General features: G+C 71.5%; 10 protein-coding genes. 6 read left to right on the top strand and 4 right to left on the bottom strand.

Annotated elements, in window-relative coordinates; translation table 11 throughout:
• Window positions 1–74: 74 nt before the first annotated feature.
• On the bottom strand, window positions 75–1,235 hold the full coding sequence (locus WFJ01_RS03890) for an alpha/beta hydrolase family protein (RefSeq protein ID WP_336628267.1): 1,161 nt from the start codon (window positions 1,233–1,235) through the stop codon (window positions 75–77).
• Window positions 1,236–1,260: 25 nt separating this feature from the next.
• Between WFJ01_RS03890 and WFJ01_RS03885 the strand changes: the two genes are divergently transcribed.
• From WFJ01_RS03885 to WFJ01_RS03870, 4 genes are all read left to right on the top strand, one after another.
• Entirely contained in the window at window positions 1,261–1,842 is a 582-nt protein-coding gene (locus WFJ01_RS03885) for a DUF3000 domain-containing protein (RefSeq protein WP_251439592.1), read from the top strand.
• Window positions 1,835–3,031, top strand: coding sequence for an HRDC domain-containing protein (locus WFJ01_RS03880; RefSeq protein ID WP_251439590.1), 1,197 nt, complete (start codon window positions 1,835–1,837; stop codon window positions 3,029–3,031). Before WFJ01_RS03885 ends, WFJ01_RS03880 begins: the two co-directional genes overlap by 8 nt.
• A gap of 115 nt (window positions 3,032–3,146) precedes the next feature.
• On the top strand, window positions 3,147–4,352 hold the full coding sequence (locus WFJ01_RS03875) for a thiolase family protein (RefSeq protein ID WP_292880246.1): 1,206 nt from the start codon (window positions 3,147–3,149) through the stop codon (window positions 4,350–4,352).
• Window positions 4,353–4,360: 8 nt separating this feature from the next.
• The gene (locus WFJ01_RS03870; protein ID WP_336628266.1) at window positions 4,361–6,505 is read left to right on the top strand and encodes a 3-hydroxyacyl-CoA dehydrogenase NAD-binding domain-containing protein; all 2,145 of its coding nucleotides are present in this window, start codon (window positions 4,361–4,363) and stop codon (window positions 6,503–6,505) included.
• A gap of 196 nt (window positions 6,506–6,701) precedes the next feature.
• Here the strand turns inward: WFJ01_RS03870 and WFJ01_RS03865 are convergent, their stop codons facing one another.
• The 3 genes from WFJ01_RS03865 to WFJ01_RS03855 are packed head-to-tail and all read right to left on the bottom strand — an operon-like array spanning window position 6,702 to window position 10,912.
• A complete protein-coding gene (locus WFJ01_RS03865) occupies window positions 6,702–8,342 on the bottom strand; it encodes a GMC family oxidoreductase (RefSeq protein WP_336628265.1) in 1,641 nt (546 codons plus the stop codon).
• Window positions 8,343–8,346: 4 nt separating this feature from the next.
• Window positions 8,347–9,243: a diacylglycerol/lipid kinase family protein gene (locus tag WFJ01_RS03860; RefSeq protein ID WP_336628264.1), complete on the bottom strand. Its 897-nt coding sequence runs from the start codon at window positions 9,241–9,243 to the stop codon at window positions 8,347–8,349.
• Between the two features lie 4 nt (window positions 9,244–9,247).
• Complete coding sequence (locus WFJ01_RS03855) at window positions 9,248–10,912, bottom strand: FAD-binding oxidoreductase (RefSeq protein WP_336628263.1); 1,665 nt, start codon at window positions 10,910–10,912, stop codon at window positions 9,248–9,250.
• A gap of 20 nt (window positions 10,913–10,932) precedes the next feature.
• On the opposite strand from WFJ01_RS03855, the gene WFJ01_RS03850 reads away from it, so the two are divergent.
• Together WFJ01_RS03850 and WFJ01_RS03845 are read left to right on the top strand one after the other, a co-directional pair.
• A complete protein-coding gene (locus WFJ01_RS03850) occupies window positions 10,933–11,532 on the top strand; it encodes a TetR/AcrR family transcriptional regulator (protein WP_336628262.1) in 600 nt (199 codons plus the stop codon).
• A complete protein-coding gene (locus tag WFJ01_RS03845) occupies window positions 11,529–13,055 on the top strand; it encodes a glycerol-3-phosphate dehydrogenase/oxidase (protein ID WP_336628261.1) in 1,527 nt (508 codons plus the stop codon). Before WFJ01_RS03850 ends, WFJ01_RS03845 begins: the two co-directional genes overlap by 4 nt.
• The last annotated feature ends 35 nt before the right edge of the window (window positions 13,056–13,090 follow it).

Below are 13,090 nucleotides of genomic sequence, written 5' to 3'. Positions count from 1 at the left end.
TCCCTCACGAGACCGCGCTTTCTTCCCACGGTCTCGCGAGGGAGGTTCGGTCTCGCGGTCGGATAGGGATTCGGTCAGTCGGCGAAGCCGTGCTCGCCGAGCCAGTCGGTGATCGCGTCGGTCCACCGGTTCTGGTCGTAGTTCCACAGCTTGGTGTGCCGGGCGCCGGTAAAGGGCGGCATGGTCACCAGATCGGGACGGGCCGCCGCGAGGGCGTGCGACGCGTCCGCGGGCACGAACCCGTCGTCGTCGCTGTGCAGCAGCAGGATCGGGACGTCCAGCTCCGCAGAGCGCGCGACCATGTCGAGCGCGTCGAACGGGATCGCCTGGTCCGCGCCGCTCAGACGTGCCGACCAGGGCTGCCCGAGGGCGTCCATCGCCAGTTGCGGAAGCGGATCCGGCAGTCGCATCGCCCGCGCCTGGTACCGCAGCACGGTCCGCCAGTCCACGACGGGCGAATCCAGGATCATGCCGACGACCGCGCCGCCGTGGTCGGAGGAGACGAGCGCCTGCAGCGCGATCGCGCCGCCCATCGACCACCCCATGAGCAGGATCCGCTCCGCCCCATGACGCAGCGCGTAGGCGATCGCGAGATCTACGTCCTGCCACTCCGTGCTCCCGAGACCGTACGAACCCGGGCGCGTGCGCGGCCCCTCGCCGTCGTTGCGATAGGACGTCACGAGCACCGGCAGCCCGGCCGCGTGCAGCACCGGAACGGCGCGCAGGCACTCGGAACGCGTCGCGCCGCGCCCGTGCACCTGCACCACCCAGGTCGTCGACTCCGCCGGGAACAGCCAGGCCGGGCAGGGCCCGGCGGGCGTTCCGATCAGCACGGACTCGTACGGCACGTGGAGTTCCCCGGGCGCCAGGTAGTAGTAGCCGCTGAACGCCGCACGCCGGCCGATCTCGGCTCCGGGTGCGATCTGCGTCAGAAGCTTGCGTCGCACTGTGCGCGCGTCCGCGTGCAGCACGGCGCCGAGCTTGACGTAGCCCGGGGTTCCCTCCACGTACAGGCCGTAGCTGCCGGGCAGCTCGGTGTCGGGGGTGCGCCCCAGCTCGATCGTCTGCGCGCCGGTGTCGACGGCGAGCACGTCGGTGTCGTTCTTGCGCGGCGCCGGGGTGACGACCTCTCGCGCGATCCGCAGCACGAGGGCTCCGCCGATCGCGGCGCCGAGAGCCGCGACCCCCGCGAATGCGATCGCGCCGACCGTCGCGGCGTGCCTGAGACTCTTCATCGCCTCCTGACTCTAGTCTGTCCGCGTGAGCGCTCATCCCGGACCCGACGGCGTCTTCGCGCATGCCGCCGAGCAGTTGCGAGCGCTCGGTTTCCGGCCCGACATCGTGGTGCGGGAGATCCCCGCGCCTTCCGGTCTCGCCCCGGACGCTCTGGCGTTCGCGGCCGACGTGCGGCCCGACGAGAACGGCGACTCGCTGTACGGGACGGGACGGTTCGTCCTCCTGCACGATCCCTCCGAACCGGATGCCTGGGGCGGTCCGTGGCGCATCGTCGCCTTCGCCCAGGCGCCCCTGGAACCGGAGATCGGCACGGATCCGCTCCTCGCGGATGTAGCGTGGTCCTGGCTGATCGATGCGCTGGCTTCCCGCGGCGCGTCGCACCACTCCGCGTCCGGCACCTCGACGAAGACCCTCTCGAAGGGGTTCGGCGGGCTGGCGGCGGAGGGCGATGGCGCTCAGATCGAACTGCGTGCGTCGTGGTCGCCGACGGGCCCGCTCGCCCCGCACGCAGAAGCGTGGGCGGAGCTGGTCGGAATGCTGGCGGGACTGCCGCCGGGCTCAGAGGACATCGCCGTGTTCGGCGCCAGGAGAACCATCCGTGACTGACTACGTCGTCATCGACAACGACGAGGCCTTCGCCGCCGCCGCGCAGGAACTCGCCGCAGGACAGGGCCCCGCCGCCGTGGACGTGGAGCGCGCCTCCGGCTTCCGCTACTCGCAGCGGGCGTATCTGGTGCAGGTGTTCCGGCGGGACGCCGGCGCGTTCCTGTTCGATCCGATCGGGATCTCGTCTTTCGCGCCGCTGCAGGAGGCGATCGGCGCCGAGGAGTGGGTGTTCCATGCGGCGAGCCAGGATCTCCCCTCCCTCCACGAGCTCGGGCTCGCACCGGCCCGCGTCTTCGACACCGAACTGGCCGCCCGCCTGCTCGGCTACGAGCGCGTCGGCCTCGCGGCAGTCGTCGAGCGAGCGCTCGGCATCGTGCTGGCGAAGGAGCACTCCGCGGCGGACTGGTCGACCCGCCCGCTGCCGAATGCCTGGCTCGAGTACGCGGAGCTCGACGTGCTGCACCTCATCGACGTCCGCGACTTCATCGCCGCCGAGCTCGAGGAGTCCGGAAAGACCGCGTTCGCCGCCGAGGAGTTCGAGGCGACCAGGCTCCGCCAGCCCAAGCCTCCGCGTGAGGAGCCCTGGCGTCGGCTGAGCGGACTGCATCAGGTCCGCGGAGCGAAGAATCTCGCCGTCGCCCGCGAACTCTGGGAGGCACGCGAGGAGTTCGCCCGCGAGTCGGATGTCTCCCCCGGCCGCCTCGTGCCCGATCGGGCCCTCATCGCCGCCGTGCAGGCCAATCCGCAGAACAAGGGCGCGCTCGCCGCAGTGTCGGCCTTCACGGGACGCGCCAGCCGCAGCCAGCTCGACCGCTGGTGGGCGGCGATCGAGCGCGGACGCGAGCGCACCGATCTCCCCCGTGAGCGCGTGCCCAGCGACGCGCCTCCCCCGCCCCGCGCGTGGGCGGACCGGAACCCCGAGGCCGACGCCCGGCTGAAGGCGGCACGGGCGGCGGTCGAGGCCCGCGCCGAGGAGCTCGGCATGCCGACCGAGAACCTCCTGACCCCCGACACGCTGCGACGTGTGGCCTGGGAGCCGCCGACGGAGATCGACGCGGCGTCGATCGGCGGGGCCCTCGCCGCGCGCGAGGCGCGCGCCTGGCAGATTGAGGAAACCGCACAGCGGATCGCCGATGCTTTTGTCGAAGCTGCGCAAACGCCGGACGAGGCGTCCGGACCCGCTTCGTAGGTTCAGCCCAACCGATTCGTCGGCGCATCCCCCCTCGCTCCTAGGCTGAGTGCGACCCTGAAATCTGGAGGCCCTGCGCTCGCGCGGTCTTCGAACCTGGATGTGTGGAGGCAGAGTGGCCGAGATCTCGGACGTCTTCTTCGTCGATGGAGTGCGCACCCCCTTCGGGCGCGCCGGCGAGAAGGGCATGTACTGGAACACCCGCGCGGACGACCTGGCCGTCAAGGCCACGATCGGCCTGATGGAGCGGAACGCGAACGTCCCTCTGGACCGGATCGACGACGTCGCCATCGCGGCGACCTCGCAGACGGGCGACCAGGGACTCACCCTCGGCCGTTCGGTCGCGATCCTCGCCGGGCTCCCGCAGACGGTGCCCGGCCTGGCCGTCGAGCGCATGTGCGCCGGCGCCATGACCAGCGTCACCACGATGGGTGCATCGATCGGCGTCGGCATGTACGACCTCGCCCTCGCCGGCGGCGTGGAGCACATGGGGCACCACCCCATCGGCGGCAACGCCGACCCGAACCCGCGGTTCGTCGCCGAGAAGATGGTCGACCCGGGCGCCCTGAACATGGGCGTGACCGCGGAGCGCATCTTCGACCGCTTCCCGCACCTCACCAAGGAGCGCTCCGACCGCTTCGGCATGCTGAGCCAGCACAAGGTGCAGGCCGCGTACGACGCCGGCAAGATCCAGCCGGACCTCGTGCCCGTCGCGATCAAGGGAGCCGACGGCGCCTGGGGTCTCGCGACCGAGGACGAGGGTCGTCGCCCGCAGACCACGATGGAGGATCTGGCGAACCTCAAGACGCCGTTCCGTCCGCACGGCCGCGTGACCGCCGGTACCTCCTCCCCACTCACCGACGGCGCGACCATGTCGCTGCTCGCCGGAGGCGGCGCCGTCAAGGAGCTCGGCCTCGCCCCGAAGATGCGCATGGTCTCGTTCGCGTTCGCCGGCGTGCAGCCGGAGATCATGGGCATCGGTCCGATCCCGTCCACCGAGAAGGCCCTCAAGAAGGCCGGCCTCACGATCTCCGACATCGGTCTCTTCGAGCTCAACGAGGCGTTCGCGATCCAGGTCATCTCGCTGCTGGACCACTTCGGCATCGCCGACGACGACCCCCGGGTCAACGCCTGGGGCGGCGCGATCGCGCTCGGCCACCCGCTCGCCGCCAGCGGTGTGCGGCTGATGATCCAGCTCGCCGCGCAGTTCGCGGAGCGTCCCGACGTCCGCTACGGCCTCACCGCCATGTGCGTGGGGCTCGGCCAGGGCGGCTCGGTCATCTGGGAGAACCCCTACTTCGACGGCAAGAAGCGGAAGTGAGTGCAGGAATGACGAACTACGACGCCATCGACTTCTCGCCCATCATGGACCTCACCGAGGGCGAGGTCGTCACGCACTCCCCCGTGCGCGACGTGCGCCTGCCCTCCGGCAAGGTGCTCGCCCTCATCACCCTCGACAACGGCCGCGACCACACCCGTCCGAACACGCTCGGCCCCGCGACGCTCACCGAACTCGGCGAGACGCTCGCCGGGCTCCGCGCGCGGGCCGGCGCCGGTGAGATCGACGCGGTGGGCATCACCGGCAAGCAGTACATCCTCGCCGCCGGTGCCGACCTCTCCGACATCAGCAGGGTCGGATCCCGCGACAACGCGCGCCTCATCGCGCAGCTGGGCCACAAGGTGCTGGGTTCCCTCAGCACGCTCGGAGTGCCGTCCTTCGCGTTCGTGAACGGCCTCGCCCTCGGTGGCGGCGTCGAGATCGCGCTCAACTCCACCTACCGCACGGTCGACGCCTCGGCGGCGGCCATCGCCCTGCCCGAGGTGTTCCTCGGGATCATCCCGGGCTGGGGCGGCGCCTCCCTGCTGCCGAACCTCATCGGCATCGAGAACGCGCTCGAGGTCGTCATCTCGAACCCGCTCAAGCAGAACCGCATGCTCAAGCCGCAGCAGGCCTTCGAGCTCGGCATGATGGACGCGATCTTCCCCGCCGCGAACTTCCTCGAGGACTCACTGCGCTGGGCGGACGCGGTGCTCGGCGGCAAGAAGGTCGAGCGGAAGAACGAGCCCGGCAAGATCGAGCGTCTCACCAAGTGGCCGATCGCCATCAAGATGGCCCGCGGCATGCTGGAGTCGAAGATCGGCACCGTGCCCCGGTCTCCCTACGTGGCCCTCGACCTGCTCGACAAGGCGAAGAGCGGGACCAGGGAGGAAGGGTTCGCCCGGGAGGACGAGGCCCTCGCCGACCTCGTCACGGGCGACCAGTTCGCCGCGTCGATGTACGCGTTCGATCTCGTGCAGAAGCGCGCCAAGCGCCCCGTCGGCGCGCCCGACAAGGCGCTCGCGAAGAAGGTCACCAAGGTCGGCATCATCGGCGCCGGCCTCATGGCGAGCCAGTTCGCGCTGCTGTTCGTGCGGAAGCTCCAGGTGCCGGTGCTCATCACCGATCTCGACCAGGCGCGCGTCGACAAGGGCGTCGCCTACATCCACGACGAGATCGGCAAGCTCGAGGCGAAGGGCCGCCTGGACGCGGACTCCGCAAACAAGCTGCGCGCCCTCGTCACCGGTACGACCGACAAGAGCCTCTATGCCGACTGCGACTTCGTGATCGAGGCCGTGTTCGAGGAGGTCGGCGTGAAGCAGGCGGTGTTCGGCGAGATCGAGAAGATCGTCGCCGAGGACGCCATCCTCGCGACCAACACGTCCTCGCTCTCGGTCGAGGAGATCGGATCCCAGCTCGCTCATCCCGAGCGGCTGGTCGGCTTCCACTTCTTCAACCCGGTCGCGGTCATGCCGCTGATCGAGATCGTGAAGACGCCGACGACCACCGATGCCGCACTGTCGACCGCCTTCGTCGTCGCGAAGGGCCTGGGCAAGAACGCGGTGCTCACCGCCGACGCCCCCGGCTTCGTGGTGAACCGCCTTCTCGCCAAGGTCATGGGCGAGGCCGCGCGCGCCGTCTACGAGGGCACGCCCGTCGCCGACGTCGAGAAGGCCTTCGGACCGCTCGGGCTGCCGATGGGACCGTTCCAGCTCATCGACCTGGTCGGCTGGAAGGTCGCCGCGCACGTGCAGGACACCATGGTGCACGCGTTCCCGGAGCGCTTCTACGCGAACGAGAACTTCCACGCGCTCGCCGATCTGCCCGAGGTCGTCGAGAAGGACAAGGGCGGCCGGGTGACCGGCTTCACCAAGGCCGCGGACAAGCTCGTGAAGCAGGCCGCGGGCTCCACCCCGACGCCCGCCGCCGAGATCCTCCGCCGCGTGCAGGACGGGCTCGCGCAGGAGATCAAGCTCATGCTCGACGAAGGCGTGGTGCCTGAGGTCGAGGACATCGACCTGTGCCTCATCCTCGGCGCGGGCTGGCCGTTCATCGACGGCGGCGCCTCGCCGTACCTCGATCGCGAGGGTGCGTCGGAGCGCATGTTCGGCGCCACGTTCCACACTCCGGCGATCCGAGGCATCGCGAGCGCCTGACCCTCGAGGTCGTTGACGAGGACGCGCGTCGCGCGGCCGAGACGAAACGCGGTTCCCCTCAGGCCTGGCCTGCAGGGAACCGCGTTTCGTCTTGCTCGGCCTGCGGCCGTGCTCGCTCAACGACCCCGGGACGCCGTCTGCTCCCGCCGTGCGCGCTCAGCGACCCCGGGACGCCGTCTGCTCCCGCGGTGCGCGCTCAGCGACCCCGGGACGCGGCCTGCTCCGGCCGGGCATCGGGCTCGCCTCGGCGCGGCCAGTACGAGAGTGCGCGCTCGGCGAGGGCGGTGATCGTGAGTGAGGGGTTGACCCCGGGGTTCGCCGGCACCGCGGAGCCGTCGACGACGGAGAGTCCGGGATGTCCCCACACCCGGTGGTAGGGATCGACGACGCCGTGTTCGGGTGCGTCGGAGAGCACCGCTCCGCCGAGGAAGTGGGCGGTGAGCGGGATGCCGAACACCTCCGGCCAGGATCCGCGGGCATCGGCAGGCACGCCCGTCTCCGCGGTCATGCGTCTCGCGATCGCCTCCGCCGCACGGTGCGCCTCGGGAAGGTGGCTGGGATTCGGCGCGCCGTGGCCCTGGGCACTGGTGAGCACGTCCCTGCCGAACCGCCGACGCAGCGACAGCGTCAAGGAGTTGTCCGCGTTCTGCATGACGAGGGCGATGATCCCGCGTTCGCTCCAGCGGCGCAGCGACCCGAGCCGGAGCTGCCGGATCGGATGTCTCAGCGCCGCGCCGCACAGCGCGCCGAGCCGTCGAAGCAGCGGACGATCGCCGGGCACCAGGACGGTCGCCAAGGCCCCCATGAGGTTGGATCCGGGACCGTAGCGCACGTTCTCGACATGCGTTCGGTCGTCCACGTGGAACGAGGTGGTGATCGCCACGCCGCGTGCGTACTCCGCGCCGGCCGGCACGGCGGTGGAGACCGCCCCGTCGAGCGCCTCCGAGTTGGTGCGGGTGAGCCGGCCGAGCGCATCCGGGATCCGCGGCAGCGCGCCGGAGGCCTTCATCCGGTGCAGCAGCTGCTGGGTGCCCCACGTGCCCGCCGCGAAGACCACCTGCTCGGCGGTGACGGTGCGCGTGCGACCTCGGCCCCAGGCGCCGCTGCGGCGGGTCGTGACGGAGAATCCTCCCTCCGCGCGCTCGCGCACCTCGACGACGGTGCGGAGCGCCTCGACGACGACGCCGCGTCGCTCCGCGAGCGCGAGGTAGTTCTTCACGAGGGTGTTCTTCGCGCCGACGCGGCAGCCCACCATGCAGTTGCCGCAGAGCGTGCAACCGCTCCGTGCGGGACCCTCGCCGCCGAAGAACGGATCCTCGACGGTCTCGCCGGGTCTGCCGAAGTACACGCCGACGGGTGCCCGTCGGAAGGAAGCGGCGACCCCGAGATCCTCGGCGGCACCGGCCATGATGCGCTCCACCGGCCCGGTGTGCGGATAGTGCTCCACCACGCCCAGCATGCGCTTGGCCGTCGCGTAGTGCGGGCCGAGTTCGTCCTGCCAGGGCGCGATGCCGGCCCACTGCGGGTCCTCGAAGAAGGCGGCTCCGGGCTGATAGAGCGTGTTGGCGTAGTTGAGCGATCCGCCGCCGACGCCCGCCCCGGCAAGGATCATCACGTGCGGGAGCCGATGGATCCGCTGCACGCCGAAGCAGCCGAACGCGGGCGCCCACAGGTAGCGCCGCACGTTCCAGTTCGTCCTGGCGAAGTCCTCGTCCGCGAATCGGCGCCCGGCCTCGTAGACCCGCACACGGTACCCCTTCTCCGCCAGCCGGAGGGCCGCGACGGAACCGCCGAATCCGGATCCGATCACCACGACATCCTCGTCGAAGTCCGTCATCGTCTCAGTCCCCTTCCGGAACCAGGATGGTGAGCGCGCCCGGGCGCACCCGGATCGTGCAGCCTCGTTCGGCGATGCGCTCGCCGTCCGCGTAGACCACGAGGTCGGCTGCCTCGACCTCGATCTGCCGCACCCGACGGTGCGCGACCTCCCGGCGTTCGAGGTGACGACCGGCGAGGAGCAGCGGGAACAGGCGCACCAGCGTGTGCCGACGCAGCGGCGCGACGTGCACCACGTCCAGCAGCCCGTCGTCCGGGAGCGACGTCGGGGTGATCGGCATCCCGCCGCCGTAGCTCGTGGTGTTGCCGACCGCGATCAGCGTGCCCGGCGCATCGTGCAGGGCCTCCCCGTCGCAGGCCAGCCGGAATCGGGTGGGCGCGAGCCGCGCCAGCTCGACGAGGATCGCGAGGTAGTAGCGAGCGGCCCCGCGGGGCCACCGGAGCCGATTGGTGCGATCGCTGACCTTCGCGTCGAAGCCGAGCGCGGCGACCGTCAGGAACGGAACCGTGCGGGCGCCCGTCACGATCTCGCCCACGTCGATCCGGCGTGGACGGCCGTGCAGGGCGAGGAGCGCCGCCTGCGTGGGATCGTGCAGCGGCAGCGCCAGAGCGCGTGCGAGGTCGTTGCCCGTGCCCGCGGGCACGAGAGCGAGCGGCACCGTCGCCTCGACCAGCTCCGGCAGGACCTCGGAGACGGTTCCATCGCCTCCGACGACCACGATCGCATCCGGTTGCTCCGTCAGCGCCGTCGCGATCAGCGCACGGGTGTCCGCGGCGGACGCGCCCGCATGGACGTGTACCTCTGCTCCCGACGCGCGCAGGGCGGCCACGGCGGCGTCGGCGGCCGCGGCGCCGCGCCCCTTTCCGGAACGGGGGTTGGCGATGAGCGAGATCCTCGGCACGCGGCTACTCTCCCGGATGTTCCGTGACCGCGACGGATCCGAGCACGGCGCCGGGGTTCATGATGCCGTGCGGGTCCAGTTCCCGCTTCACCGCTCGGAGGATGCGGATGCCCGTCTCCCCGATCTCCTCGGCGAGCCAGGGCGCGTGATCACGGCCCACCGCGTGATGGTGGCTGATCGTGCCTCCCGCGGACATGATCGCGTCGCCGACGGCGTGCTTGATCCTCGCCCACGCCGGGAGCGGCTCGTCGCCGAGCGGCGCCAGCACGGTGAAGTACAGCGACGCACCGGTCGGATAGATGTGGGAGATGTGGCACATGACGAACGCCTTGCGCCCGGACTCGGCGAAACCCGACTTGAGCGTCGTGGTCACCGCATCACGCAGGCCGGCCAGGCGCGACCAGGTCGTGGCGGTCTCGAGCGTCTCGCAGAAGACGCCGGCATCGAGCAGCGCATCACGGAGGTAGGGACCGTCGAAGCGGGTGCGCAGCCAGTCCTCCGCTGCGCCCTCGCCGAGCGACGTGCCGCCGGCGGCCTGCAGCGCCGCGGCGGTGCGGGCGCGCCGCGCTGCGACATCCTCACCCTCGAACACGGTGACCACGCTCGCCCCCTTCGCGAGTGCCTTGCCGATCTTGCCGACCTGCGCGAGACTCACCCCCGTCTCGGTCTCGTCGGAGAGCCGGATGACGGTCGGACCACCGCCGTGCTGCGCGATGTGCCGCAGGGCCGCGGCGCCGGCGGCGAAGTCCGGGAACGTCCAGGATTCCAGCACCCGTTCGGCCGGCACGGGATGCACGCGCACGCGCACCTCGGTGATGACGCCGAAGATGCCCTCGGATCCGAGGAACAGGCGCACCAGATCGGGTCCTGCGGCGCTCCCCGGCGAGCGGCCGAGGTCGATGTCGCCCGTCGGGGTGGCCACCCTGATGCCGGTGACCATCGCTTCGAAACGCCCGTAGCCGGCCGAGTTCTGCCCGGACGAGCGCGCCGCGGCGAATCCGCCGATGGTCGCGTAACGGAAACTCTGCGGGTAATGGCCGAGTTCCATGCCGTGCTCGGCGAGCAGGCGCTCGGCCTCCGGCCCCGTCGTGCCCGCGGCGAGCACGGCCTCCGCGCTGATCGCGTCGTAGTCGAGCAGACCGCTGAGCCGGCCGAGATCCAGGCTCACCACCGCGCGCTGTTCCCCGCGTTCGGGGTCGAGGGCGCCGACGACGCTCGTCCCGCCGCCGAACGGGATGACGGCGATGCCGCGCTCCGAGGCCAGGCGCAGGCACGCGGCGACCTCGTCGTGACCTCCCGGCGCAAGGATCGCGTCCGGCGCGGCCTGGACCACATCGCGGCGCCGCAGCAGATCCGGTGTCGACCGGCCACCCGCATGCCGGATGCGGCTCTCGGCATCCGTGCGGACGTGCTCTGCGCCGAGCAGGGCACGGAATGCGTCGAGATCCGCGGCGGTGAGCGCGGGATCGTCGAGCCGCACCTCATCGAGCGCGGGTCCGGGGGCAGGGCGACGCACACGGCCCAGGAGGAGCGGCAGCAGGGACCGCACGGCGAAGGGCAGCGCATCCGCGCGCGCCGGGTCGCCCCAGCCGTCCCAGCGCATCGGCGCGACCTCGGTCATCGCCACAGCGTCGTCGCTCCCGGCAGGTCTGCCGCTCTCGGTCCTCATGCGTTACAGTGTGACAGATCATGACAAAACGTCAAGACGCTTTCGATCCCGCGCTCCCCTCCTGGGACGCGACCCAGACGCGGATCCTCGACGCCGCCGACGCCCTCATCGCGTCCCGCGGCGTGCACGGCGTGACGATCGCCGAGCTCGCCCGGCGCGCCGGAGTCAGCCGCCCGACGATCTACCGCAGCTGGTCGGACGCCGACGACGCGGTGCGGTCCGCGCTGCTGCGCCGCGTCGTCGGCATCCTCACGGCGTTCGATGAGCCCGCGACCAGTCGATCCGAGATCGTCGACGACGTGCTGCGCTTCGCCGCCCGGTTCCGCGCCGATCCCGTCTACCGGCATCTGCTGGAGGAGGAACCGGCGTCGTTCACCCGCTACACCCTGGAACGGGTCGGATCCAGCCAGCGGGCGATCCTCGCCTGGCTCGCCGTCGCGATCGATGCGGCGCAGCGCGGCGGCTCCGTGCGTCGCGACGATCCGCAGGCCATGGCCGTGATGCTGCTGCTCATCACGCAGTCGGCGCTACTCTCGCACAACACGGTGAGCGAGCTGATCGATGAGGCGTCCTGGGAACGCGAACTGCGCGCCGCGCTGGAGGGGCTGCTGCGACCGTGACCGGATCCTCGAAGCTCGACGCCGCACGACGTCGCCGCGAGCTCGCGCTCGCCGCGGAGCAGGTGGCCGATCTGCTCGTCGTGGGCGGCGGAATCACCGGCGCCGGCGTCGCGCTCGACGCGGCCGCCAGAGGGTTGAGCGTCGCACTCATCGAGGCCGAGGACCTCGCGTTCGGCACGAGCCGCTTCAGCTCGAAGCTCGTCCACGGCGGCCTGCGCTACCTGGCGACCGGCGACGTCGCGACGGCGCGGGAGAGCGCGCTCGAGCGGCATCTGCTGATGACGCGGATCGCCCCGCACCTCATCCGTCCGATGCCCCAGCTGCTCCCCTTCTCCCCTGCCGTGACCATGCGGCAGCGCGCCGTGGGGGCGGTCGGTTTCGCCCTCGGCGACCTGCTGCGGCTTCGTGCCGGAACTCCCGCGGCGGTGCTCCCCGGACCTCGTCCGATCTCGGCGCGCACGGCACGGCGGATGGTCCCCGCACTCGATCCGGTCGGCCTGCACGGCGCCGTGCTCGCCGCCGACGGCCAGCTCGTCGACGACGCGCGGCTCGTCGTCGCGGTCGCGCGCACCGCGGCGGCGCATGGTGCGCGGATCCTCACCCGGGTGCGCGCGCTCAGCCTGCATCGCCACGGGGCCCATGTGGAGGATGCGCTCTCCGGCGAGAGGCTCGAGCTGCGCGCACGAGCGGTGGTGAACGCCACCGGCGTCTGGGCCGGGCAGCTCGACGACGCGATCAGGATGCGTCCGAGCCGCGGCACGCACATCGTGCTCGACGCGGAAGCGCTCGGCGGACCGACCGCGGCACTCACGATGCCGCACCCGGGATCGATCAGCCGTTTCGTGTTCGCGCTCCCGCAGCAGCTCGGGCGCGTGGTCGTCGGGCTCACGGACGAGGACGCTCCCGGCCCCGTTCCCGCCGTCGCCGCGCCGACCGAAGCCGAGATCCGTTTCCTGCTCGACACGCTCAACCCGGGGCTGCGCACCCCCGTGAGACGTGATCAGGTGCGCGGAGCCTACGCGGGCCTCAGACCGCTGGTCGACACGGAGGCCGCATCCACCGCGGACATCTCACGACGTCACCTCGTCGCCCTGTCGGACGGCGGCTTCGTGAACGTGCTCGGAGGCAAGCTCACCACCTATCGGAAGATGGCGGAGGATGCGGTCGATCGAGCGGTCGCTCTCGCGGCACTCCCGGTCGGCCCCTCACGCACGGCCCGGCTGCCGCTCGTCGGCGCGATCGCGGCGCCGTGGCCCGGGAGAGGCTCGCTCGGCTGGCGGTACGGAGCCGAAGCGGAAGGGATCCTGGCCCGGGCCCGGTGCGCGGATCCTCGCGCACAGGTCGCACCGGGTCTCGACATCACGCGCGCGGAAGTGGAGTTCGCCGTGCGGGCGGAGGGTGCGCTCACCGCCGACGACGTGCTCGACCGCCGCACGCGCATCGGCCTCGTCGACGACGATCGCATCCGCGCGCACGACGCGGTCACGTCCCTGGTCGCCGAGACGCTGGCCGACCTCGCCTGAGCGACCTCGCGCTGACGACCGGTTGGACGCGACGA

It is taken from the genome of Microbacterium sp. MMO-35 (genome assembly GCF_037147555.1).
Lineage (GTDB): Bacteria > Actinomycetota > Actinomycetes > Actinomycetales > Microbacteriaceae > Microbacterium.
Note: the sequence above shows the minus strand (reverse complement) of the source record. Positions and strands in the feature narration are given on the sequence as shown.

What these genes read in the sequence shown, in the direction of transcription:
- WFJ01_RS03890 (WP_336628267.1), bottom strand. Translation starts at nt 1,235, where the DNA reads ATGAAGAGTCTCAGGCACGCCGCGACGGTCGGCGCGATCGCATTCGCG.
- WFJ01_RS03870 (WP_336628266.1), top strand. Translation starts at nt 4,361, where the DNA reads ATGACGAACTACGACGCCATCGACTTCTCGCCCATCATGGACCTCACC.
- WFJ01_RS03865 (WP_336628265.1), bottom strand. Translation starts at nt 8,342, where the DNA reads ATGACGGACTTCGACGAGGATGTCGTGGTGATCGGATCCGGATTCGGC.
- WFJ01_RS03855 (WP_336628263.1), bottom strand. Translation starts at nt 10,912, where the DNA reads ATGAGGACCGAGAGCGGCAGACCTGCCGGGAGCGACGACGCTGTGGCG.
- WFJ01_RS03850 (WP_336628262.1), top strand. Translation starts at nt 10,933, where the DNA reads ATGACAAAACGTCAAGACGCTTTCGATCCCGCGCTCCCCTCCTGGGAC.